The 23,131-nt window shown below is 45.5% G+C and carries 22 protein-coding genes; 2 read left to right on the top strand and 20 right to left on the bottom strand.

The window, feature by feature from the left end:
• The first annotated feature begins 224 nt into the window (after window positions 1-224).
• Window positions 225-4,787, top strand: a complete 4,563-nt coding sequence (locus DP923_RS16190; RefSeq protein WP_112306937.1) for an SBBP repeat-containing protein — start codon at window positions 225-227, stop codon at window positions 4,785-4,787.
• A 115-nt stretch (window positions 4,788-4,902) separates the two neighbouring features.
• Here the strand turns inward: DP923_RS16190 and DP923_RS16185 are convergent, their stop codons facing one another.
• The 20 genes from DP923_RS16185 to DP923_RS16090 form a co-directional block, all read right to left on the bottom strand.
• Window positions 4,903-5,136, bottom strand: coding sequence for a hypothetical protein (locus DP923_RS16185; RefSeq protein WP_112306936.1), 234 nt, complete (start codon window positions 5,134-5,136; stop codon window positions 4,903-4,905).
• Between the two features lie 257 nt (window positions 5,137-5,393).
• Complete coding sequence (locus tag DP923_RS16180) at window positions 5,394-5,744, bottom strand: helix-turn-helix domain-containing protein (RefSeq protein ID WP_112306935.1); 351 nt, start codon at window positions 5,742-5,744, stop codon at window positions 5,394-5,396.
• Window positions 5,741-7,708 (bottom strand): type IV secretory system conjugative DNA transfer family protein, encoded by a 1,968-nt coding sequence (locus DP923_RS16175; protein ID WP_112306934.1) that lies wholly within the window; start codon window positions 7,706-7,708, stop codon window positions 5,741-5,743. The genes DP923_RS16180 and DP923_RS16175 overlap by 4 nt, the downstream gene beginning before the upstream one ends.
• A gap of 104 nt (window positions 7,709-7,812) precedes the next feature.
• Window positions 7,813-8,271, bottom strand: coding sequence for a hypothetical protein (locus DP923_RS16170; RefSeq protein ID WP_112306933.1), 459 nt, complete (start codon window positions 8,269-8,271; stop codon window positions 7,813-7,815).
• Window positions 8,268-9,056 (bottom strand): conjugative transposon protein TraN, encoded by a 789-nt coding sequence (gene traN / locus DP923_RS16165; protein ID WP_112306932.1) that lies wholly within the window; start codon window positions 9,054-9,056, stop codon window positions 8,268-8,270. The genes DP923_RS16170 and traN overlap by 4 nt, the downstream gene beginning before the upstream one ends.
• A 1-nt stretch (window position 9,057) precedes the next feature.
• On the bottom strand, window positions 9,058-10,239 hold the full coding sequence (gene traM / locus DP923_RS16160) for a conjugative transposon protein TraM (protein ID WP_112306931.1): 1,182 nt from the start codon (window positions 10,237-10,239) through the stop codon (window positions 9,058-9,060).
• The gene (locus DP923_RS16155; protein WP_239021068.1) at window positions 10,226-10,612 is read right to left on the bottom strand and encodes a hypothetical protein; all 387 of its coding nucleotides are present in this window, start codon (window positions 10,610-10,612) and stop codon (window positions 10,226-10,228) included. Before DP923_RS16155 ends, traM begins: the two co-directional genes overlap by 14 nt.
• Entirely contained in the window at window positions 10,590-11,198 is a 609-nt protein-coding gene (traK, locus tag DP923_RS16150) for a conjugative transposon protein TraK (RefSeq protein WP_112306929.1), read from the bottom strand. Before traK ends, DP923_RS16155 begins: the two co-directional genes overlap by 23 nt.
• A gap of 16 nt (window positions 11,199-11,214) precedes the next feature.
• The gene (locus tag DP923_RS16145; protein WP_112306928.1) at window positions 11,215-12,210 is read right to left on the bottom strand and encodes a plasmid transfer protein; all 996 of its coding nucleotides are present in this window, start codon (window positions 12,208-12,210) and stop codon (window positions 11,215-11,217) included.
• Window positions 12,211-12,214: 4 nt separating this feature from the next.
• Entirely contained in the window at window positions 12,215-12,838 is a 624-nt protein-coding gene (locus DP923_RS16140; RefSeq protein ID WP_125047767.1) for a hypothetical protein, read from the bottom strand.
• A 15-nt stretch (window positions 12,839-12,853) separates the two neighbouring features.
• Complete coding sequence (locus DP923_RS16135) at window positions 12,854-13,525, bottom strand: hypothetical protein (RefSeq protein ID WP_007661346.1); 672 nt, start codon at window positions 13,523-13,525, stop codon at window positions 12,854-12,856.
• Window positions 13,500-15,944, bottom strand: coding sequence for a TraG family conjugative transposon ATPase (locus DP923_RS16130; protein WP_112306926.1), 2,445 nt, complete (start codon window positions 15,942-15,944; stop codon window positions 13,500-13,502). The genes DP923_RS16135 and DP923_RS16130 overlap by 26 nt, the downstream gene beginning before the upstream one ends.
• A 48-nt stretch (window positions 15,945-15,992) precedes the next feature.
• Window positions 15,993-16,295 carry a DUF4133 domain-containing protein gene (locus DP923_RS16125; RefSeq protein ID WP_112306925.1) on the bottom strand — a complete coding sequence of 101 codons (303 nt, stop codon included), beginning with the start codon at window positions 16,293-16,295 and terminating at the stop codon, window positions 15,993-15,995.
• A gap of 3 nt (window positions 16,296-16,298) precedes the next feature.
• Window positions 16,299-16,592 carry a DUF4134 domain-containing protein gene (locus tag DP923_RS16120; protein WP_025603778.1) on the bottom strand — a complete coding sequence of 98 codons (294 nt, stop codon included), beginning with the start codon at window positions 16,590-16,592 and terminating at the stop codon, window positions 16,299-16,301.
• A 24-nt stretch (window positions 16,593-16,616) separates the two neighbouring features.
• Window positions 16,617-17,027: a hypothetical protein gene (locus tag DP923_RS16115; RefSeq protein WP_112306924.1), complete on the bottom strand. Its 411-nt coding sequence runs from the start codon at window positions 17,025-17,027 to the stop codon at window positions 16,617-16,619.
• Between the two features lie 155 nt (window positions 17,028-17,182).
• On the bottom strand, window positions 17,183-17,677 hold the full coding sequence (locus tag DP923_RS16110; protein WP_112306923.1) for a hypothetical protein: 495 nt from the start codon (window positions 17,675-17,677) through the stop codon (window positions 17,183-17,185).
• 71 nt (window positions 17,678-17,748) lie between these two features.
• Window positions 17,749-18,378 (bottom strand): ParA family protein, encoded by a 630-nt coding sequence (locus DP923_RS16105; protein ID WP_112306922.1) that lies wholly within the window; start codon window positions 18,376-18,378, stop codon window positions 17,749-17,751.
• A 20-nt stretch (window positions 18,379-18,398) separates the two neighbouring features.
• Window positions 18,399-19,976, bottom strand: coding sequence for a relaxase/mobilization nuclease domain-containing protein (locus DP923_RS16100; RefSeq protein ID WP_112306921.1), 1,578 nt, complete (start codon window positions 19,974-19,976; stop codon window positions 18,399-18,401).
• A gap of 253 nt (window positions 19,977-20,229) precedes the next feature.
• Window positions 20,230-20,667 (bottom strand): plasmid mobilization protein, encoded by a 438-nt coding sequence (locus DP923_RS16095; protein WP_112306920.1) that lies wholly within the window; start codon window positions 20,665-20,667, stop codon window positions 20,230-20,232.
• A gap of 793 nt (window positions 20,668-21,460) precedes the next feature.
• A complete protein-coding gene (locus DP923_RS16090; RefSeq protein ID WP_112306919.1) occupies window positions 21,461-21,742 on the bottom strand; it encodes a hypothetical protein in 282 nt (93 codons plus the stop codon).
• 609 nt (window positions 21,743-22,351) lie between these two features.
• On the opposite strand from DP923_RS16090, the gene DP923_RS16085 reads away from it, so the two are divergent.
• Complete coding sequence (locus DP923_RS16085) at window positions 22,352-22,876, top strand: hypothetical protein (protein WP_112306918.1); 525 nt, start codon at window positions 22,352-22,354, stop codon at window positions 22,874-22,876.
• The last annotated feature ends 255 nt before the right edge of the window (window positions 22,877-23,131 follow it).

The following is a 23,131-nucleotide window of genomic DNA, read 5'->3' as shown; positions in this document are numbered from 1 at the left end:
CCCCGAAAAATTAAGGAAATGAATATAGCAAAATGTAGATTCTCTACTTTTGAGCAATCCCAATTAGGGGAGGAGATTAAGTGAAAATTCGATGTAAAACTTAAAAAGCACCAAATGTTAGACACACATCAAGATTATAAATACTTAAGAATTAAACAATAGGTATATATTATATATTTTATATTTGTGTGCTTTAATACCCGGGTTTTAAACTTTACACGAATATGTCAAAACAAGCTTACATTACTCCAAAGGTAATAGCTATAGTACTAGCTATTCAAATCTTATTTGCTTTTAAAATTCAAGCACAAGTTTTGGATTTCGCATGGGCAAAGCAATCAATAGGATCAAGCGGAATTTTACCCAAGTCTGGACAATCAATTACTAAAGACGCATCAGGGAATATATATGTTGCTGGTAACTCAATGGGAATACTAAGTTTTGATGGTTTAACACCCAGCAATGCTCTTAATAACGGTGCAGAGAATAATGGTGGCATTTTTGTTGTCAAATACAATACTTCAGGTGTCATGGAATGGGCAAAAACATTTTACCCAAGTGGAGGGGGTGAAGTAAGTGATATCGTAACTGATGGCTCAGGAAATATTTATCTTACAGGTGGGAGCGGCGGTGAAATTTTTGTAAGTAAGTTTTCTAATTCAGGAGTCGAGATATGGAATAAAAAATCAAAAAAGAGTGAATACAACAATTCTGGCGAAAGCAAAGCTATTTCAGTTGATGGCCTCGGTAATATTTATGTAACGGGCTATTTTACTGGCACTTATTCTTTTGATAATACAACTCTTACAAGTAGCGGTGGCCAAGATAGATTTGTAGCTAAGTATAATAATTCAGGATCTTTACAATGGGCTAAAAAAGTTGGAGGGTATTATGATGAAAATGGTTATGATATCGTAACAGATAAATCTGGCAACTTTTATCTTACAGGGGAAAACAGTGGTAAAATCTTTATAGCTAAGTATAACGGCTCTGGAACTTTAATATGGCAAAAAGAGGCCAGTGGACTAAATTCTGAAAACAGCTATGGTATCGCTTTGGATAAATCTGATAATGTCTACATAACAGGATCATTCAGTGGATCATACACTTTTGGAGACATTACCCTTGTTAGCAGTGGAGGCTTTGATATCTTTTTGGCAAAGTACGATGCGTCAGGAAACTTGCTATGGGCCCAACGGGCAGGTGGTGCAGGCGAAGACAATAGCTACGGAATCGCATTAGACAACTCCAACAATGTCTACATAACAGGGGCATTTAGCGGCTCAGCTACCTTTAAAAGTACTACTCTTGCAAGTCATGGAAGTCTAGATATCTTCATGGCAAAGTATAATGCTTCGGGAGACTTGCTGTGGGCACAAAGAGCAGGTGGTAACGGGGAGGATAACAGCTACAGCATAGCATTAGACAACTCCAACAATGTCTACATAACAGGATTCTCTACAAGCACAGCAATAACATTTGGAGATTTGGCTGTTACCGGTAGTGGGAGACCTGATGTAATTATCGCAAAATATAGTACCACGGGAGAAGCGGTGTTTGGTCAGAGAGCTGGTGGGTTAAGCAATGTTAGAGGAGAAAAAATTGTAGTTGATGACTTAGGAAATAGTTATGTAACTGGGTCATTTAGAGGCTCGGCTACCTTCGGAACTACGACACTTACAAGTAATCGTACTACTAATGGCAATGGCAGCTCTGAAGGCTTGGATATCTACCTAGCAAAATACGATGCTTCAGGAAGCTTGCTGTGGGCGCAACGAGCAGGTGGTGCAGGCGAAGACAATAGCTACGGAATCGCATTAGACAACTCCAACAATGTCTACATAACAGGGGCATTTAACCGCACTGCTACTTTTGGAAACACTACCCTTACTAGTCATGGAAGCTTAGATATTTTTCTGGCAAAATACGATGCTTCAGGAAGCTTGCTATGGGCGCAAAGAGCAGGTGGTACTGCGGAAGACAAGGGCTATGGCATCGCAGTCGATAATTCTGATAATGTTTACATAACAGGATCTTTTAGTGGTACAGCTTACTTTAAATATTACACGGTTTCTATTAAAAGCTTCTCTGATGAATTTGGTAGTACTGATGCATTTTTTGCTAGATATGATTCTGAAGGCAATGTACAATATGCGCGGACTACCATGGAAAGAGGAAATGATGCAGGTCATGATATTACAATCGGTAAGGATGGTAGTATATTCATAACAGGATACAAAACTTTAGTTAATCCAGATAGTAAACTTTCAGATATTTTCTACAAAGAATTGTTAATAAGAAAATATGATTCATCGACACAAGCACGATGGTCTAAAAGGGTATCAAAAACAGGAAATATTATAGGCTATGGAATCAAACTAGATGAAGAAGGCAATATTTATGTTACTGGCGACTTTGAAGGTAAATCTACTATAAATGGTACAGTTCTAAATAGTAGTGGTTTGAATGATATATTTGTAACTAAGCTAAACAGTTATGGTGACTTTGTATGGGCTAAGAGCGCTGGAGGTTTAGAAAGTGAAAATACTAGAAGCCTTGTTCTGGATAAGCTTGGGAATATTTATATCGTAGGGCAATTTAAAGGTAATGCTACTTTTGGAAATTCCACCTTAACTAGTAATGGCTTAGAGGATGTATTTGTAAGTAAGCTAAATAGCTCCGGTGACTTTCAATGGACACAGAAAGCCGGGGGCTTGTTTAACGACAGTGGACACGGAATTAGCTTGGATAAACATGGAAATGTGTTTATAACAGGTAGGTTTGAAGGCAATGCATTGTTTGGTAACAACGCTTTATATAGTACCCGGCTCACTTCAGTCCTGTATAATCGTGAAGGTGAAATGTTTATTGCTAAGATGATGAGTGGACCCGAAGTTACAGGTGCATCTATCTGTGGCTCAGGGTCAGTTGTATTAACAGCATCAGGAGCGGATGATGGTAACTATAGATGGTATACTGTTGAAACAGGAGGTACAGCAATACCTAACGCACATAATGCTACTTACATAACCCCTGTTTTAACAGCATCAACGACTTACTATGTTTCAGTCCTAAGTGATGGTTCTGAAAGTATAAGAACTGCAGTAAGTGCTATTATTAAATCATTGCCATCTTCCCCTACTACTTCAGCTACAAGCCTGAGCTACTGCCAAGGCGCTGCAGCTTTAACCTTAAAGGCGGCAGGCGCTAACCTTCAGTGGTATACTTCAGCTACAGGCGGCACAGGCTCTGCAACAGCGCCAACACCTTCAACGGCAACAGCAGGTACTACTTCTTATTACGTGTCGCAGACGGTGAACGGCTGCGAGAGCCCAAGAGCCAAGATAGAGGTGACAGTTAATGCGTTGCCAGCCAAGCCCGTGATTACAATCAGCGGCTCTACTTCGCTTTGTGAAGGTGGTTCTGTGGTGTTAACAGCGCCTGATGCTTCTTCTTATTTATGGTCTACTGGAGATATCCGACAGAGTATTACTGTATCAACTGCGGGTTCTTACACGGTAAAGGTAACAAATGCTGGTCGATGTGAAAGTGTTAGTTCTGATGCTGTCGCGATTACCGTAAATGTTCGTCCCTCAGCTCCGGGTGTGACTGCAAGCCTGAGCTACTGCCAGAATGCCACTGCCTCTACGCTAGCAGCAACGGGTGAAAGCCTGAAGTGGTACACGCAGGAAACAGGGGGAACTGGTGCATCAACAGCGCCAACACCTTCAACGGCTACAGCAGGCACTACTTCTTATTACGTGTCGCAGACAGTGAACGGCTGCGAGAGCCCAAGAGCTAAAATAGAAGTAACGGTCAATGCCCTGCCAGCTAAACCCATGATTAAAGTCAGCGGCTCTACTTCACTTTGTGAAGGTGGGTCTGTGGTGTTAACAGCGCCTGTTTCTGCGTCGTATTTGTGGTCTACTGGAGCAACTACACAGAGTATTACTGTATCAACGACGGGTTCTTATTCAGTAAAAGTAAAAACCGATGGCGGCTGCGAGAGTCTCACTTCTGATGCTGTAACTGTAACGGTAAATGCTGTACCAACAGCGCCAACCGTTACAGCGACCTCAACTTACTGCCAGGGCGCTGCAGCTTCTACCTTAACGGCGGCAGGTGCTAATCTTCAATGGTATACTTCAGCTACAGGCGGCACAGGCTCTGCAACAGCGCCAACACCTTCAACAGCAACAGTAGGTACTACATCGTATTATGTATCGCAGACGGTAAACGGATGCGAGAGCCCAAGAGCCAAGATAGAGGTGACAGTTAATGCGTTGCCAGTAGTTACACTAGCTTCTTTTGGCGAAACTATTTGTAGCAGCAACACTAGCTATATACTTACCGGTGGCCAGCCGAGCGGGGGTACCTACTCTGGAGAGGGGGTAAGCAACGGAGTGTTTAGCGCAGCTGCAGTAGGCGCAGGTACTTATGTCATCACCTACTCCTACACTGTCAATGGCTGCACAGTCACGGCGACTCAGAATATTACTGTTTCCACCTGTACGGGTATAAAGGAGAGTAAGCTGGCGTCGGGGCTTTCCCTTTACCCGAATCCGACGAATGATAGGCTACAGGTAACTCTGCCTATGACAGGAAGGATAGGGCTAGAATTGAGGTTGTTTGATGCAAAAGGGCAGACTGTATTAAAGCAAAGCTTTCCTCAGGTGTCAGGTGAATTTAGTCATGTGCTGGATCTTACAGGTAAAGCTCAAGGGGTATACCTGCTACAGCTAATAGCTAACGACGGCGTAATCACAAGGAGAGTGGTAAAGAAATAAGCTGTCAGTAACACCAACGGCCTAATACATGGCTGTTGGTGTTACTGATTTTCCTGCGTCTATTTTTTCCATCCAAAAGCGCTATGTCAAGCATTTCAGAATAGATATGTACTTTTCAGATTTCACTAGTTCCACTTTCTTCATCAAAGAATTTTAGTAATCTATCGATCTTTTCTTTTCTAATAATTGATGATACTTCATCCACAGGATAATCGTCCCATTCTGATGTCATCCAGAAAGATCCAATCAATTTTCCCCCCAGGTAAATCTCAAATCTCATTCCATCAGGCTCTATAACTTGGCAAATTTTACCCCCTGCCATTGTGGGATGATCAATACACTTCTTCATTTTATAAATCTTTAAAAGGTTACTTTTCTATTTTAAGAGATTAATATTAGAGTCCGCAATCAGAATTAAAAAAGTGGTTTGTTTTCTCCTCAAGTATGGGAACTACAAAGAATGAATAGACGAACTGCTCAGAACTTTACATTCGAAGTAGCCTGCTGCGAGAAGGATTTTCGGCATCCGAACCATAAGCAAGTCTTGATATACATAATATATGAAGTCAGTATCCTGCTCCCCGCTATCCAAGTAAAATATGTAACCTAGGGTATATCCAACAACCGTATCACCTCCTCAACCTGGGTGGAAAACTCACTTTGAGCAAGCTTCAGCTTTTCAACGGCAATGCTATTAAGGCTGTGGCTGTTGGATAGCTTTTCATCCTTCTCCAGGATGTCGAAGTTATCAGAAAAAAGAAGGTCCACGTGAAAGTGCTTGCTGTAGAAACTGAACAAAAGCAAAAGCAGCTCAATCGTCCCTCCCACCCCGTTCTCCAGCCGGGAAATCTGGTTTTGGTTCACCCCCATTGACTCTGCGAGGCTCTCCTGCGATAAATCAAGCCGCTTTCGCAGCAGCTTTAGCCTTTGGCCTAACTCCTGTATGCTTACGCTCATACCTGTAACGCTGTGATTAGTGTCTTAACCTCATTTCTAATTTTATTGTAGTTTGCTCTCAGGATTCGGTCTTTTTGGTCGGGGGTACCAAAGTTATAAAATTTTGGCAGGTCAAGATACTGCTTTTCTTCCTGTTGTATGTTATTAAGGTTAAGATTAATTTTACAGTGGTAGGTACTGGCTACATACTTCCCGCTATACGCTTCGCTATCGGAAGCCACCTGCCCTACCAGTTCACCGGCCTGCAAATTGGCTATTTTGGATGCCGGGATAAGCGGTCCCATTTCCTCGTTCATGTTCACCGAAGTACGGTTCTGGTCCACACTGAGCCCCTCCTTTAGCTGCCTCACCCTACCAAACAGTTTCTCCAGCCAGTCAAGCGTTTCTTTATTACGGGCAGAGCCCGAGAGTACATTGGCCGCTACAGAGCAAATAGTGTCGGCTGTTTCCCTGCCATACTGCTGCCGCAGCTGCGGTAATTCCTGCAGGCCCAGCAGCACAGCTATTTTGTTACTCCTGGCGGTAGCGATCAGGTTCTCCACCCGGTGTATGTAAAGCGTGGGAGACTCATCCACGATCAGCCCACAGGGCAAGTTCCCCTTTGTATTGATCAGGCGTGTCATGCGGTTGAGGATAAGCGCATTGCAGGCGCTATTAATGCTCTGTGTAGCCGGGTCATTTGCAATCACCAAAACAGAAGGATATTCCAGGTCTGTTATCTTTAAATTAAAGTCGTCTCCTGATAGTACCCAGAATGTTTCTTTTGTGGCCAGCCGGCCAATATTAATCTTTAAGGTGCCAATCTGCCCTTCCAGCTGCTCAAAGGCTCTGTTCTTATAGGCTGTGGCAAAAGGCGAAAGCAGACTCTCCAACTCAGGTTCGGAAAAGAGCGCCTCGAAAATCTGATCATAGCTTAGGTTAATAAAGGAAAGTACATGCGGAAACGAAGAATACTGCCCCCCTTCGTGGCGGCTCAGAAAGTAGATGCAGCTGGCCAGGAAATTAACGGCTGACTGGTTGAAGAATTGCGCAGTTCCTGAGTCCCTGTCTCCTTTCCGCAGCGCCTCCAGCAGCGCCTCAGCCGTTTCGGTGGCATCAGCCAGCGTAGGCAGGTACTCCGGCTTTAAGGGATTGAACCTTCTGCTGTGCTCCACGCTGTTAAAATTGATGACATGAAACCTATGGTTCTTCAGTATCCCCTTCTTTCTGTTCACCAAGTAATGGTAGTAGGTCGCCTTAGCCAGGTCCGGAAACTTGAAGTCGTATACCATCATAGAGAAGCCTTTCCCCAGAAGCTGCTTGATAAAAGGCAACACCACCGAGAAAGACTTCCCAGAACCAGGCGTACCAATCAGCAGTGTTGCCCGAAAGGGATTTACCACATTTAGCCACCCGCGCTGTATCCGCTTTTGGTAGTAGTAAAGCATTGGGATATTCACCGAGTAAGGCGTATGCACCGGTTTCCTGGACTGCTCAAAAGACTCATTCTCCACGTTAAATTTGTCCTTCATCAATCGGTGCTGTATATGCTTGGAGATATTATCCAAGGCTATATGAATCATCATCGCACCAAAGAAGGAGAGCAGGATGTAAGCCGCATCAGACAGTGACACATCCCAGAAAAGAATACGGCTGCTTTCAAAGAAATAAAAGAAACCCGAGCCAAAGAAAAAGGCACAGCCGATGAGCAAAGGAAGGAAGATATGCCGGAGCGGGTCGAGGTTCAGGTTCTTCTTGGCCTTTGTGCCAATGCTCACGATCAGAATCAACCCGAAGGTAAAAGCTTTGGAAAAGTAGATGTGCTCATAAATAGTCATGCGCTTTACCTTGCGCAGTACAGGCTGCAGCTCATACATACTGCCAGAATCCATAAAGAGGAAAACAGCTACCTCTACTACAATAGTGAAATAGATAAGCCCCTGCAGAAAGGAGTAAAGTTTTTTTATTTCGCTGGATTCTTCCATATCGTTACTGACAAAAGTTATCCAATACTATCAGATAGATGTGAGGGAAAGTCTTAGCAGAATTTCTTTCCTGTGGAAATTTCCGTCGACTAGCCAAATCCTGCTCACAATGGAATTTTGATACCCGCCAGCAAACCAGCTCTGAAGTTGTGGTTTACCCGGAGTACACCCTCGTTCTTCTGTTGGAGCATCAGCACCAAATTTCCCGGCAGCACATAGCCCAGCTCCAGGCCTGCCTGCAGGGCTCCTATGAAGTGCTCGGTGTTAGAGCCAATGCCCGCTCCCAGGCGCAGCTTGAGAAACGTGTTTCTGGAACGGGTAAGCATGGGTTTGTAAGCAACCCCCACTAACCAGTTTTTGCTGTCGTCCACGTTGCTCTTATAGGAATCACCGAAGATTTCATAGGAATTATAGTGGCGTTTGCTGAACTCCAGGACAAGGTTAGCAGTTAAGGCATCCTTGTACATCCAGCCGCCTGCCAGGTTCAGGTGGGTGTAGCCCTCTTGCGCTCGGCACGGCAGCACAACTAAGAGCAGTAAGGAAAGGAGTAACGACTTTCTCATAAGGTGTCTGCATGAAGGATATCGGAATAGTCAATTTTAAGGGAGATGGTGCGTCCAGAAATCTGCTCCTCAGCCACCTCAATATGGAACACCTTTTCCTCTGGGAAAGTAAACTTCCTGAACACAAACACGTTCCGGTACTGGCGCTTGAAGTGACTCGTGTCATAAAGCTGGAAACTGGGCTGTAACTCCACCTGCTGAAAGTTAGTGGCCTTCACGACCTTTTTATCCTCAATCTTAAACCGTATTTGATCGACCGTATAGGGAATGTTGGTGTCATTTCTAAGGGAGAGATCAATAAAGAAATAGTCCCCCACCGTATAGATGTTGTTTAGCCTTGCCCGCATCCCCTGCCCTTTCGTAGTCACACTGTTGAACCGAGGTTTTCGCTGGAGAACCAGCAGCGCAAACCGTGCCATGTCCTCTCTACTCATGGCCACTGCCGGGTTCAGGTAATCATCTACCTGGGTAGGGTCTATACGCACCTCCGTGTCTGCCCGATCCGCCCGGCTGTAGGCCAGCTTATACTGTACAAGGAAGCGCTCTCCAACGATGGTGATAATACCCGGTTTTGCTCCGCCATGCTTGGGTTTGACCCGAAGGATATTGGCAACAGGTATGTCCCCGGCTACATCATCTGTGGAGATATCTACATACTGTATTGGCTCAGGGCTCACAATATGCGTGGAGATACTTTCATGCACGTGCACTACCTGAAGGGAATCCTGTGCCGAGGCTGAAAACAGCAGGGCAAACAACACATATAGAAGGAATAGCTTTTTCATATTACAGGGCTCTGTTATCTATCAAATAAACAATGGTGTTGTACTTCAACTTAGCTTTGTTCTTCCGGATGGCTTTGCCTGCGGCGCGGGTGGTGGTCTGAGAAACCCTTTCCAGCATCGAGTAAAGCATTTGGCTGGCATTGTCAGGTGAATCCTCAAAAGTAAATGACTGACCACTGCTCACATTCCCGGCAAGCTCTTTTGTAAAGTCCCTGAACTGTGAATCCGGGACATATAGCCCAGCCAAGCCGTCGTTGTCGTAGATACTCAGGTCTACCGGGATGATTTGGTTGCCGTAGAGTATAGAGCGGATGGCTATCTCAATTCGTTGGGCACTGAAACCGGAAACAGTGCCGTAGAGGTAGCTGCCTTTCTTTATTTCGTAGTCCCGCACATAGATGTCATCCAGTAAGCGAATCCTGATCCTGCCGCCTTGCATCACCTTCAACCCTTCGTCCAGAATAGCTCTGATAAACTGCTCCTTACTGTCGGCTGTAATGGTATTGAAAAAGGCTTTATTCGTATTTTTGCTTTTGGTCACGGGTAACGGTGTCGGCTCTTGCTTCTCGGAAGCCGGTACATGGGCTTTCATCGGCTGTGGCCCCCTACGAGAAGGCACAGGTTCCTCTCCTACCCGGCTCAGGCTGTCAATAAACATCATCTGCTCCCGGAATAGCCGCATTTCCTCTTCATATGCCGATTCAACTTTTCGCATAGGTCGGGTTGACCGTCCAGGCACAGAGGCAGAAGCCGATGCATAGCGCTCTGAGCTGAGGCGCTGCCGCTGGCTTACCCGCTCCATAAACCCCTCCGGCTGCTGATCCGATAGGATACGGTTATTGAGACTGTCGAGCATCCGCCGCTCCTCATCCGTGTACACGCTGCCATAGGCAATGTCCCTGGGGTCTACCCTATCCTCCCCGATTTCCTGTATGGCCGAGTAATCGGTCCTATACTTAAACTCGTCCCGAAAAGCCGAGAACTTATCCTTCATTTCCCGCTTTCTCAGGTTAGCATCCGGAAGGGAGGTATTCAGGGCTGTTGTCTCGGTGAGTTCTACTTTCGCTTGTGCGGCGGTGGCCGCCGGTGTCATGTCCAGCCACAGGTAATTAAGCAGGACAAGGAAAGGGAGTATGATGAGCGGGATGGCATACCTGGGATGCCGAAAGTTAATTCTCTTCATGGATGATTCGGTTTAAACGCTGATCAATATCTTTGAGAAAAACACTGTCTTGGCCACGCAGGCTGTCAGGATCCAGCTGCCTGGCCGTGTTGTAGAGCTTTATCAGCTCCAGCATATCTGCGGTACTTGACCTGCCTATAGTCATCTTGTCGCCAGAAGTATCAAGCTGCCTGTACAGCTTGCCAACCGACACGGCATAGTTTCCCTGGTGCAGGTGCCGGACAACTAATAGCCCCATGACAGCCACAGACAGTAAAACCTGCATGGCTAGCACCACTGCTTTAGGATTCGAGGCACAGTAGTTCCTGACACTTTCCCTGAGGTATGCAAGCCTTTGCTTTATGTTACCGCTAAAAGGATTTCTTTTCGACATACTCCAAGTCCTTGTTCATGACCGTTTTCCAGTTCTTTATCAAAAGTCCATGGGGGTTGTTCTCTGTGCGCGGCACTTCCTCAAGATCCCCCTCTGTGACAAGAAGTCTTTTCATCACAGAGGTCTCCCGCTCAATGCGCTGTGTGGCGTAGTAGGTAAAGTGCCTGTTTTCGTCCACTTTAACGCTATCGGTTTTGATCGTCAAAACCGCAGAGCTTGCCAGGATCTGGTTATAATAGCCCTTCTCCTTCAAGTTGTTGTATTGTGCCAGACCGGATTCATCCACCAGGTACATGGCCTTGGAGATGTTATTCTTAATGTAGGCGTCATCTGGAGGTAGCGTGAAGAAGAGCAGGTGAAACATGTTCACGTGCGACTTGTACTCTACTGTCCGGTTTACCCCCAGCTCGGTCTGTTCCACCAAGAGCGGCACCGAGTGGTCGATCACATAGATCTTCTTCCGTTGCTCCTCGGCATAACGAAAGGCAAAGGCGCAAACCGTACCTACTATAATGATGGAGGTGATAAAGCAGCCGATACTCACGGCAAATGCCAGCTTCATTTTCTTTTCGAGGTTGTTTATCATAGCAAGCGCTTTAAGTTTATTTTAGAATTCCTCCGGCAGCCTTCGCAGCTCCTCCTGCCATTGTACCAATGGCATTACCCACACCCGTGGTGTGCACGATCCAAGTGGAAATAATGGGAATGGTCAGCATGGCCAATCCTCCCACAATCAAGGCGACGATGTAGAAACTGATGCCGCCCGAGGGAAAGGAAACGTAGGCAATGAACATCTCTTCGTTGCCCAGTACCGCTTTGAGGATATCAATTTCCTTCATCAAGCCATACTTGACCAGCACAAAGGAGATGGACATAATGATATAGCCAATGCCTGAGTACAGCCCCACGGAGATATAGCGGGCAATCCAGGTCAGGTAAGAGTCCCGAAAACCCGGCAGCACGCTAAGGGCAAAGGAAAACGGGCCTAGGATCACCAGGATGCCCGCAAAGATGATCTGTAGGAAATAGATAATGTAGGAGCATACCTGAAAGATGCTGATCACAATCCACTCCACCACCATCATCGCCGTAAAGTGCAGCTTGGCCATCAGCATCAGGTAATAGCCTTTCATTTTGTTAAACAGGGGTTGCAGGTCGATCCCCATGGTTTCGTACCAGCTCGCGTCACTGGCCTCGCTCTCAATCCGCTCAAACTCAGCGCTGCTCTCAGAGAGTTTTCGGGCCACACTGTCCACCAGCGCGAGGCGTTCCCGGTGCAAATCCTCCACCTGGTCTACCTGTGAGCCGTACATGCCTTTTGCCTGATCATTCACCAGCTGCAGCGGCAGGTTCACAGCGTCAATAAATCCTGGCCAGAAAACAATCACCAGCGTCAGGGCGAAAGGGCGCAGCAAGGGCATGATGCGAAGCGTTTCATCCCCGGCCATCATTTTGTAAGCCTCCAGGCCGAAGTACAGCAGCATGCTGATGGCGCAAAGGGCCTGCGCATCATACAGGAAAACACTCACCAAATCCTGTATATTGAGAAAGAGCCCGTCGAACAGGTCAAATATGGCTTTATCGATCAATTCACGCATGGCATCAGTCGGTTAAGTCCTGACTCGTTTTAAAGAGAGAGATGAGTCGCCTGAAATCATTCCTCAAGGCCGTAAGCTCTGAGATATACACCCGCAGCTGCTCCCCTTTTTTGGCATCGTCCAGGTAAGCGTCCAGGATGATCCCGATGTCGGCGTTAATTCTGTCCCGCTCGGCATGGATGGCCAAAATATAATCTGCCTGCACCCCGGCCTGCACCGCCTCAGCATTCATTCCCAATAGGGCAGTGTTAAGTTCATCGATCTTCTTTTTATACAGGAGGTGGTATCCTTTATTCAGGGACCTGTCGGCAAACTTGAACATCTCCTGCTCATATACCTGGCTTACTGCCTCCTCCTGCGCCTGGGCCTTCACCCTGTTCTGGTTCAGCAAAGCCATGGTAGGGGCAAGCTGCAGCATGTTCCGCCTGTCAGGTCCTTTCCTGTACTTGTTATGAAACAGAATAAAGTACCATTTCGGGTTGAACTTTCCCCAACGGGTAACAACCTCCCGCTCCAGCTGGTACCTTGTGTTTTTACTGTTAACTGGCTGCACGCCTTGCCCCAGGGCATCTGTAAAGAGCACAGGAAGCAGGGCCAGGCACAAAGCAGGTACACATAACGTCTTCATAGCAATAGAGATAATTTACTTCTTGATTGCCTTGTACTCATCCATCAAGGAGCGGATGATCGCCTGGCTGTTGTCAGGGTAGGCAAGTCCCATCGGGTTCATGGTCTTCAAAAGTCCCGCGTACTTGGCCACACGCATCTTGCGCGTAATGGAATAGGCCAGGCCCCGCATCACCCGCAGCTCGTCCACCACATGGCGGATCAGGGTGAGCCTGTCGGCATTGTTCATTAGGTTCACATCCGTGCCGATGACAGCTACCTGGTAGATATAGGTAAACAGGTCAGATGTCCGGTTGAGCAGCTCCAGCTCTGTCTTGGCAGCGATCAGGAGCAGTTCGTTATCACCGCGCGCCAGTTCCATCATTTGGTTTTGGTAGCGGCCTATGTCTGCGGCAATTTGGGAGGCATAAATAATGTTTTTACTCTGCCCGATAATGGATTGCACAGATTTAAGGGAGTTGTACATCTTTTCCTCCAGCTCCTTGATCTGCGTCATCTTCAGGCTGATGGTCGTCTGCAGGGCCGCAATCTTTCCTTCGTTTTCCTTAATGTCGTTTAAGGCCGCCTGCTGGGCCGTGTGGTTGACAACAAGTGTGGAGACGACCGCCGGGTCAAAAACAACCTGCTGGGCTAGTACATGACCTGTTACCAGGCTCATGAAGCTAAGCGTGTAGAGGTACTTTTTCATAGCTGCGTTGCAAAATCAGTTGAACAAATTCATTTAACTTGAGCCCCGAGGCCCTGAAGTCTGCGACAAACCTTTCCAGGGCTTCCCTGAAATCCCCATACTTGCTCAGGTACACTTGCATGGCCTCTTTTTCCTGGCGCTCGGTGGTAAAGGTCAAATACTCTTCCAGCGATACCTCCACGCCGTACACCTCACCGGTGGCCCCGCGCTTGATGTAGACTTCCTTGAAGCGGCCCCGCCCCTCTTTGTTGTCGAGGCTGTTGATGGTAAATATCTTCTTGCGCTCCACCTCATTGATAGAGAGCAGCGCGGCGATCTCATCGAAATTGTCCTTGAATTTGGTCTGGTCCAAAAGGCAGATGGTGTCGGAGTTGTTGATGATAGAATTCTTAACCACAACATTGCCGATGATATCATCCAGCTCCTGTGTCACGACCACGGCCTCTCCCCAGAATTTGCGGACCGTTTTATAGACGTAGAGGATATAGCCGGCCATCAGCGGAGAGGCAATGGCCTTCCAGGCCTCCTCGATGATGAGCGCCTTACGGTTCTTCTTGTGGCGCATCTTCTGAAGGAACACATCCATAATGATCAGGGTGGTGATCGGGAAAAGTACCTTATGCTCCTTGATGGCATCAATTTCGAAAACAATAAAGGGCTCATCAAAAAGGGTGGTATCCATCTCGTTGTTCAGGATCTGGCCATATGCCTCCCCTTTGCAGAACTTTTTGAGGATAAACCGATAACTAGTCAGGTCAAACTTAATGGACTCTTTTTGTGTGATCTCGTCGATCTTTCTGATGGAGAAGTCATAGAAGGACTGGAAGGAAAGGTAGCTGCTCTCCAAGCCGTTTTCAAAGTAGTATTGGTAATAGGAAGTGATAACGGAAGAGAGGACGCTGTCCTCAATTTGGCTGACAGTGCCCTCGGCACCTTTCCAGAGCAGGCCCACCAATGACTTGAGAAACTCCCGCTTCTCCTCGTTGAATTCGGCAGCAGAGATCCGGAAGGGGTTCATGGTGATAGGCTGCTCCTCGGAGTAGGTAATGTAACGGCCCCTGTAGTAGGCACACAGGCCGGAGTAACTGTGTCCGGTATCCACCAAAATAACATCTGTGTGCTGCAGGGCATACTGCCGGATCAGGTGGTTCATGAAAAATGACTTCCCTGCTCCCGAAGGCCCCAACACGAACTTGTTACGGTTATTCATCCGGCCTGAGAAGATGGGCCCATCACTCGTGTCAATCGTGATAGGAATCCCCTGCCGGTCCGTGAAGTATACCTGAAAGCTGGATGACTCACTTTGCAGCAAACGTTCTTTAAAAAGCAGACATAAGGCCGCGTCTGAAGTAGTCAAAAACTTATCATATACTTTAAGCTCCGAACTATTGCCGGGCAAGGCACACCGGAATAGCTCGAGTTGGTTATAGGCGTTTCGGGAGGGAATAATGCCAATGGAAAACAAAGCGCTTTCCAGATAGTTAGCGGCACGGTCTATCTCCTTTTCTCTGGCTGAAAGCAGCACGCTGTAATGTCCGTACACGAGCAGCTGGTTATCCTTGGCGATATCGGCCATCACCTGATCAATATCCTGTACACTTAAATCATTGGCCGGGTCAGGCATGGAGAGATGTTTTTTTCTTTTGGCCTGCAGCCTGGCCAATTCATGGCGCTGATCAGGGATTTGGATCACCTGGTTGTACACCAGGCAGTCACAACCTGGCACCTGGTGCAGAAAATGCATCAGGTCTACCGGGAGGCTGTACCCTATGTGAAGCGCTGTGTTTGGCTTAAGGTTGGACGGAAAGTTGATCTCATCTATGTCCACAAGCGAGATACATCGGATAACGCTATCACCGACTTGCAGGCCTTCATCTGAGGCAAGAAGGTTATTGAGCGCATAAACCTCATCGGAAAAGTTGAAGGCAAGCATGCGTGAAATAAACTTCTTCACCTCTATCTCTTTCAGAACATAGGGCTTGAAAAACCTGCTCTCCAGTATGTCCAGCACTTTGGCAACGTTCCGCTGGAATGCCTTGAAGTCTTTCTCGTCATATGTAAAGAAGCTGGAGCGCCGCACGTCCCTTGTTATAGTCAGGTATGTAGAGACGTCCAGGTACTCTCTTCCTGCAAATGTCTCCTGAAATTTCTGACTCAGGAGGTCATCCGTTTGCTTCGGCACATAGCACTTCCTGGCTAGTATGTCCGTTTTCTGAAGAGTGTAGCCTGCACCTATAATCTTGACGATGTTGGCAAAGGTCTGGTGGAAGAGATGGTAAGCCTCCACGTCTGCGCAGTACTGCAGGGCAGGATTTTGTACTTTGATGATAACCGAATAATCTCCGCGCTCATGATATAGAATATCATGGGCATGACGGTCTATGCCAATGTATGGCAGACCAAACCGCTGCTTTTTCATGGCTGAGAAAAGTGATGACGTTAAAGTTGTGCTGCCAGGGCCAGGCTCCTATCTTCGTGCAGAACGCCTCCATTGTGCAGGCATGATGTATACCCCTTTGGACTTCGCTTTATGATGCAACCCTTTCTTCTGCTGCATAGCCGTAAACCCCATACCGCCGAAAGTCACGATCACCAAGGCTACCAGACCTGAAAAGAAGTTGAGCGAAACAGATATAACAACTGCCGCAAAGAAGCCAGTTAGAACGGAGGCCAGACCCCAGTAGATATATCTACCTTTGAAGGATTTAAATACAAGGGGTTTTTGCAGCCCCTTGTAGACATTAAATCCTCTGTTATCTTCGGGAGCCACGGCTTACAAGCCGAAGAAGGCTTTGATCACTACCCCCACCACCATCAGGAATACGCAGGACCCCATCCATCCCATGACAGCCTTTTGTGTGTCCTGGTCCCCGGAGTTCCACTTGATGTACACCCTAACTCCCCCAATCAGGCCAACAATAGCTCCGATGACCAGGATTAGGTTGCCTACAGGGTCAATGTACGTTTGGAGTTCAGAGGCTCCGGCATCAATGCCTCCGGCCCCTTGAGCAAAGGAAGATGGGACAGCGAGGACTACCAACACGAGCATAGCAAGTAACTTTTTCATAATCTCTGTCATTGAGTTAAAAATTTATGAAGAAAAAGGTATTGCGTTTGAAAGTCGCCTGGCGTTCTGAAGGAACTCCTCTAGGGGTATCCCCTGCCCTATCACGGGCATGGCGACACTATTCTCAGAGGCCGTCTGGTGCGCAAAGGCATGCCCGTCGGCTGCAATAGGATATTCTTGGAGACCGCTATCCAAGGGTTGCTCCTCCTGCTCGTAATCCTCATAATTCTCCTCGAATTCTTCCTCCAGGTAATCCTCGTCCACAATGTCTTGGGGTGCCTCTGTAGTGTCTACTAAATCTGAAACACTGTATTGGGCCACCATATCTGCGGCTACGCCTTTTGCATTTCGAAGGTACAGGTCAAATAACAGGTTACCTGCATAATAAAGCACATAGAGTACTGCTACCGTAGTAAAGAAAACGCCCCAAGACATAGCTATATAATTTAAGTTAAAACATCGATTTACAAACTAGACATTCCTACTTTAACTATATAATCGATATGAAATACAGTTTTATACTTATACGTATATTTTAAGATTAGATTATTTATTTATATACTTTTTTTGCCTAATGTTATAGACTCAGTTTAGTTCAAGAACTTGTTATCTGTCCTATCACGGAGCCTTTGAATCTCCTCTTTATGCTCTTCAATGAATTTAGCAAACAGGTAGCTTGCTAGCACATTGATTTTAATCCCTCCTTTTTTCTTCAGCAGGTCTAGCACTTCATGTATATGCACGTCCACATAGACTGTTTTGGAGGTAAAGGTAAACTCCTCCTTCGCCTTATCGAGTTCAGCAAGAAGTTGCTCAAAGCTTAAACCTGACGCTGCTTTACCCGAAGCCTTTGCACCTGTCATTTTCGAGGAAGGAGCCTCCTGCTTTTTGCCTGCTGTAGCGTTAGAAGAAGCCTTAGGCTTTTCACCGGTTTTGCCCGATTTTGAAACTGCGGGCGCCGTCTCTTCTCTTTTCTCAGGAACTGGTTGAACAGCTTTCTCTTCTGCATTTTTCTGCTGGGGAGCCTGTCCTATGCTTTGCTTAAAGCTCTTGATGTCAAACTCTTTGTTACCTGCTGTAGACATGAATATTATACGTTATTTGATTATAATGTTTCAATTATTGAATATTAATATAAATTTATTTGAAGAATCTTCTATTTTGTCTCCAAATACTCATTATATATATACCCAAAAGACTTGTCGAGCACCCCTCGGATATCCGAAGAGATCGATACGGTATCTATGCGTTGAAATCCTACCCGGTCTGGCAGCGCCGGAGCTACAGTGCCGAACTGCGTCAGCTGCTCATCTACTGCAGCTTTCAATTCATAGTTCACGGAGGACTTCAGGCGGTTTGGCAGGAACACGATCTTTACCTGTGGGTTAACATGCTTGGCCACCTGAACAAAGAACATGGTGGACTCAAAAGTCATCTTCTCATAGGCGAACGGACAGACGATTACTTCAGCGTCCTGGTATACAGCAATGAGCTCGTTCGTATCCAGCCTGCCAGGCATGTCCATAATAACATGCCCCCCTTGCAGACTATCAATATGCACCTTGTATTTCGGGTACTCCTCTACCTCCATCTTGATAACCTCGTACAGTGGGTCATTGGCATATAGCTCCTTCTCCTTCTCCCATCTGGAGTAGATGGAGTCCTGAAAGTCCATATCCAGGATGATCACATTGTCCTTTTTCTCTAAGGCCAGATAGTTAGCCAGCAGTATACAGGTGGTGGACTTGCCTACCCCTCCTTTTTGGTTTGCTACTACAATTTTCATGTATTAATCGTCTATGTGTATTATCGTTTTCGTTGATTCTTTCTCTTCCTATTCTCTCCCTGATCAGACCCGAGGTTTGACTCCATAAGGTAAAGCATGGAAGCCGCCAGTTGACCGATGGCCCTGGAAGACTGGGTCCATGCGTCCTGCAGCCTTTCCTCTCTCGCCCGATCACTACCCTTATCAAGCTCAACAACCTGCACAGCTTGAAAGTCAGGCCTCTCTTTTGTCAGATCTGCCCAGGCATATACCCGTTTCTGCTGATGATCAACCAGGAAGTGCTTTCCGTCTGCATGAGCGATGCTCCAGCCGCAACTGTCCAGTATTTCCTGCAGCGGCCTGCCGCTGGCAAGGCCGCTGTGCAGCTTGGCGGCCACCACCTCCTTCTCCAGAGGGTCAGAAGCCTTCGCAACCGACAGATCCGACAGCTTTACAAAAAACAGCCTGGCAAGCAGTCTCATATCCCTATCGCTCGTCACAGCGTACTGCCGCGCCTCCTGCAGCCTTTCTTGATAAAGCAGCGCCCTGACATGCGCCTTATCAAGCACCAGAACAGGGATGCTGCCTTCTTCATCTCCCTTGATGCGGATCTCTCCCTTTTTGTTGACAAGGAGTCCTATTGTCTCCAGCTGTCTTTTAAAACCAGTGTAACACAGCCCCCTGTCTGTAGAAAGCTTGGCTATGAGTTCCCGTCCAGCCTGTATTTTCTCTTCTCTGTTAACACCGGAAAGCAGCTCGTCGAGCCTCATCACCTGGGAACCCTTCAGCACCTGTTTGCTGGCATGGTCGAGAATGGTGTAGCCATAGGGAGTGCTCTTCCCCTTTGCCTGGTGCACCACCAGCTCTATCCCGAGCTTTTCTTTTAATAGCCCGGAGAACTGCTCCACCGTTAGGCCTCGTTTATACTTGCGGAATATGGCTTTCAGCTGTCCTACACGCGTATCTGGTGCTTTATACTTCGCTATCCTGTCAGCAACTTCTTTGCTTGCAAAGACATGCACCACTGAACCGTACTTAATGAGCTGATACTGCCCATCCTTCTCCGTGACTTTCACGCCTTCTCTTTCGAACAGCAACTTAAACTGAGCTTCTGAGGAAAATCCATATGCCAGCGCTTTCGTCAAGTATGCTTTTACCTCGTATGCCACATCCTGCATCAGAATCTCCTGCATCACTTTCTGAGACCTCACGTTTTCATACTTGTCGTTCACCTTCTTCCCCTCTTTGCTTACCCTGGTAGACACCATGTGTACATGGTTGTGCGCAGTATCTGAATGAAAGTAGATAAGGTAGGGGTTATCATGGTACCCCATGCGCTGGAGGTACTGCTCCGCGACTTCCAGGAGTTCCCCCGCACCCTTCTCCCTTCCCTTGCAGGAAATAATGGCATGGAACTGGGACTTTAGCACGGATTCGTTAGTGTTTGCCACCAACGTCATGTACCTGATGTAATCCTCCTGCTTCAAGCTTCCCGCTGCCAGGTTCAAGAAACCGAAGTTCTCAGCCTTGAGCAGCTGAGCTGCACCCTGTGCTCTTTTCTCTTCATTGTAAACAACGCCATTGAACCCGGCAGCGGCAGAAAGGATTTTCACGATCATAGCCCACTCATTAACGCTTCAAAAATATAACAAATAATAACTTTAACATAAAAGTTACTATATATTATTTAACAATTTTAAACTATTACATTTTACTTAATAATCATTATTTGTTATTTATAATATAAAGCTTAAGAATTAATAGTTAATACTTATTAATTCTTACTTATTAATTCTTACTTATTAATTCTTACTTATTAATTCTTACTTATTAATTCTTACTTATTAATTCTTACTTATTAAATAATAAATATTATTTAAACTTTTTAAACCTTGCAGCAGCAATCCGAAGAAAAGAGCGAAGCGCCTTGACCAATTCTTTTTCTATGATACTAAACTCTATCATGTGTCTGTTAAAATCGGCAAGAAACTGCAGGTTTATCATATTGTTTGCCTTCAGGTAATTGACATACCTGGCTACCTGATTTATATTGTTGCCAACCCTGCTGATCTCTGGGCCGAGCCTATCCAAAACCGCGATTAACTCTTTAGGATTAGCAATAAAATCGTCAGGCTGCGCCAGCGCCTTCTTCCGCAGGTAAACAGACAATGATTCATGCCCTGCAGCCGTCACCTCAGCCTCCAGTTGCCTGTATTCGCTATCAGAAAAGGTCAGCTTTAACTGTCTGGCTCTCTTTAATTCAGGCGATAGTCTTGGACGCCCTCCCTTTGCTTTCTTAATATCTTCCATACATTCTTTGCTCAATAAAAGACACGAGTTGCGAGTGGATTTCCCCCTTGCTGATAGCTACGCTGAAAGCAAGGCAAGAGGTTTTGAGGGACTCAAAACACATCTTGCAATACAAAGCCCACCATACACCAAAAGAAAGAATTCTAGGCAAATAATACAAGGAGAAGGAGCTAGGAAGAGATAAGATTACAAAGATGGAGCATGGTGTAAGCTAGGGAGAAACAGGGGAGTATGGATCATAGCTACTCATTACAATAAAAAGCTCCAGGCGCTAAATTCAGCGACAATATATTTATTAACTATTATATATTATCTAAAGTTTAATAAGCAATAATTATCACATATTATCTAATACATATTAAATAATAATTATTATTTACGGCTGTTAATATTTGTCATTTTAAGGCAAGCAGCTTAATAGCCAAGTTAATGGTTTGAGACGAAAAGCAGAAAGAGTCAGAGAAGGGTAGACAGGTCAATAGGGGAGAGGTAAGGTTCCAGAAGCCTTCGGCTCTTAAAAGCCCGCACGTGGCAAATACTACTATCGCTATTACATGAACTTATCCAAACCTCTGCAAAAAAATCACCCATGTAGTATAGGCATACCTTGTACTCTCCATCAAGGCGGTTTGAAAGAAACTGCCCCTCATCCCATACCGCCTGTGCCCTGTCATTAAGTGAAAGAATACTATTGAACTCATATAGATTCATAGGAGAACAAGCTAGAAGTTGATTAATAGAAAAGTAGGCAATAAAAGCTTAGCATCTTGTGCTTTGTGAAGCTATCATTTAGTTATCCTTCAGCAGGTACCGATTTCTTGATCGTTTCTTGAAGTAAGGCAAAGAGCTTGATCGCATCGACATCCAGTAGTACCGCCAGGTCCAGCACCTCACTTACGCGGAAGGAACGGGGATCGTCAATCTTGTTTCGCAGTCGCTGGTTGTTTACACCTAGTGCTTTGGCCACGGGAGTATATGGCACGATATCAAACAGCTCAGAAAGGGAAGTCAGCTGCTCATTCTCGAGCATACGCTTACCTAACTCAAACTTAGGGCTCTTATCTTCAATTTGCATTGTCCTATAACTAACGAATACTGGTGGTTTATTTTAAGATAAAACATCTAAGGATAGATGCCTACAAATATATACGTAACATATACAATTTGATACTAAAAGTATTTGATAAGTTTATCGTCTATTCTTCTTGTACTTGTTCCTCAAGAGCAATCAAGACAATAGTAGTAGGAGGGAGGAAGATTAGATGCTCTTGTAAGCCACAAGTACTCTCAAAAAGCAACTGCAGTGTTCGTCAAGCCTTTGATAAGATTGGAGAAATGGGTAGAATAAAAACAAGCATATTTAGATAAAGTAGAGGTACAAATTCTCATAAGCAACTTTATGATAAACAGGAGCAGCTAAAAATATGTAGTCCACGCGTGCTAAATGTTTTACAACTCGCTTCGCTCAGCTAGAGGAAAGGTTATTTTAAGGAAAGGTGGGTATAAGCTGTTGACCTATCTGATCGGGTCCCAGCCAAAGTATCGCTACTCGTGTGTTTGATGAAAAGTTGCTACTTTATTTCCAAAGGTATCTAACTCTTTTTAATGTTTCTATATAGCCTATCACCAGGATTATATATGAATTGGTTTATATTTATATCTTAATATAACTAACTACTTTAGCATGGACTACAAAAACATTTCTACACTTATTCAATTTACATCGAGAGATATCGAGGAGATTAATACTCTTTCTGGTTTCAGAGAATATTTAAAACCTTATAACCTAGTTGTTGAAGAATTAGACTCAAGTAATTTTGCAGATATTCCAAGTCGTGAAGTGCCAAATAATGATGAATTATACTTCGCAAAGGTTCACTTTGTAGAGCTAAGGGGCCATAGACCCAACCCCTCAGCTCTACATAATTCTATCCGAGCTTTATATATGAGAACAGTTCATGGCCCATGGATAGCATATGAACTGGTTTCGGAAGGTTTTTCTAATCAAGTATATGATTGTACAATAGGCTTTAGAGCTTTTGCAGAGCCAGTAGATGATGGATACTTCAGGTGTAAGGCTAACGGTAATGTATTTAGGTTCTCTTACTATCCTGATCTTAATAATTATTTTGCAATTGTTGCAGCAAACAGGGAGGATATTGAGAACACCGGCTATTCATGGAATAAAATCATAGAATACTTTAACTAAAAACATATAGACATTGGGCAGCTTCCCCTCGTAGGAGATCCTAATACCTGTTGTGAGAACAATTATAACTGACATTATATAGGCGTTGTTCTAGGTTGAATTAATATAAGTTCAACTAAATTAACAGCTTATGACAGCGCAATGGAAATTCATTGAGAATTCGGACAGAGATCCAAACAGGGGGTTGGTAAAGCTTCTTAACCTGAGCAACAAAGAGAACAATTTGATGGGACTGCTTTACAACAGGGGTGATTG

This window comes from Pontibacter arcticus (genome assembly GCF_003284895.1).
In the GTDB taxonomy this organism is placed as follows: Bacteria; Bacteroidota; Bacteroidia; order Cytophagales; family Hymenobacteraceae; genus Pontibacter; species Pontibacter arcticus.
This window is presented reverse-complemented; position numbering and strand designations above follow the sequence as displayed.

Coding starts and splice junctions, on each gene's coding strand:
- DP923_RS16190 (WP_112306937.1), top strand. CDS start 225: ATGTCAAAACAAGCTTACATTACTCCAAAGGTAATAGCTATAGTACTA.
- DP923_RS16185 (WP_112306936.1), bottom strand. CDS start 5,136: ATGAAGAAGTGTATTGATCATCCCACAATGGCAGGGGGTAAAATTTGC.
- DP923_RS16180 (WP_112306935.1), bottom strand. CDS start 5,744: ATGAGCGTAAGCATACAGGAGTTAGGCCAAAGGCTAAAGCTGCTGCGA.
- DP923_RS16175 (WP_112306934.1), bottom strand. CDS start 7,708: ATGGAAGAATCCAGCGAAATAAAAAAACTTTACTCCTTTCTGCAGGGG.
- DP923_RS16170 (WP_112306933.1), bottom strand. CDS start 8,271: ATGAGAAAGTCGTTACTCCTTTCCTTACTGCTCTTAGTTGTGCTGCCG.
- traN (WP_112306932.1), bottom strand. CDS start 9,056: ATGAAAAAGCTATTCCTTCTATATGTGTTGTTTGCCCTGCTGTTTTCA.
- traM (WP_112306931.1), bottom strand. CDS start 10,239: ATGAAGAGAATTAACTTTCGGCATCCCAGGTATGCCATCCCGCTCATC.
- DP923_RS16155 (WP_239021068.1), bottom strand. CDS start 10,612: ATGTCGAAAAGAAATCCTTTTAGCGGTAACATAAAGCAAAGGCTTGCA.
- traK (WP_112306929.1), bottom strand. CDS start 11,198: ATGATAAACAACCTCGAAAAGAAAATGAAGCTGGCATTTGCCGTGAGT.
- DP923_RS16145 (WP_112306928.1), bottom strand. CDS start 12,210: ATGCGTGAATTGATCGATAAAGCCATATTTGACCTGTTCGACGGGCTC.
- DP923_RS16140 (WP_125047767.1), bottom strand. CDS start 12,838: ATGAAGACGTTATGTGTACCTGCTTTGTGCCTGGCCCTGCTTCCTGTG.
- DP923_RS16135 (WP_007661346.1), bottom strand. CDS start 13,525: ATGAAAAAGTACCTCTACACGCTTAGCTTCATGAGCCTGGTAACAGGT.
- DP923_RS16130 (WP_112306926.1), bottom strand. CDS start 15,944: ATGAAAAAGCAGCGGTTTGGTCTGCCATACATTGGCATAGACCGTCAT.
- DP923_RS16120 (WP_025603778.1), bottom strand. CDS start 16,592: ATGAAAAAGTTACTTGCTATGCTCGTGTTGGTAGTCCTCGCTGTCCCA.
- DP923_RS16115 (WP_112306924.1), bottom strand. CDS start 17,027: ATGTCTTGGGGCGTTTTCTTTACTACGGTAGCAGTACTCTATGTGCTT.
- DP923_RS16110 (WP_112306923.1), bottom strand. CDS start 17,677: ATGTCTACAGCAGGTAACAAAGAGTTTGACATCAAGAGCTTTAAGCAA.
- DP923_RS16105 (WP_112306922.1), bottom strand. CDS start 18,378: ATGAAAATTGTAGTAGCAAACCAAAAAGGAGGGGTAGGCAAGTCCACC.
- DP923_RS16100 (WP_112306921.1), bottom strand. CDS start 19,976: ATGATCGTGAAAATCCTTTCTGCCGCTGCCGGGTTCAATGGCGTTGTT.
- DP923_RS16095 (WP_112306920.1), bottom strand. CDS start 20,667: ATGGAAGATATTAAGAAAGCAAAGGGAGGGCGTCCAAGACTATCGCCT.
- DP923_RS16090 (WP_112306919.1), bottom strand. CDS start 21,742: ATGCAAATTGAAGATAAGAGCCCTAAGTTTGAGTTAGGTAAGCGTATG.
- DP923_RS16085 (WP_112306918.1), top strand. CDS start 22,352: ATGGACTACAAAAACATTTCTACACTTATTCAATTTACATCGAGAGAT.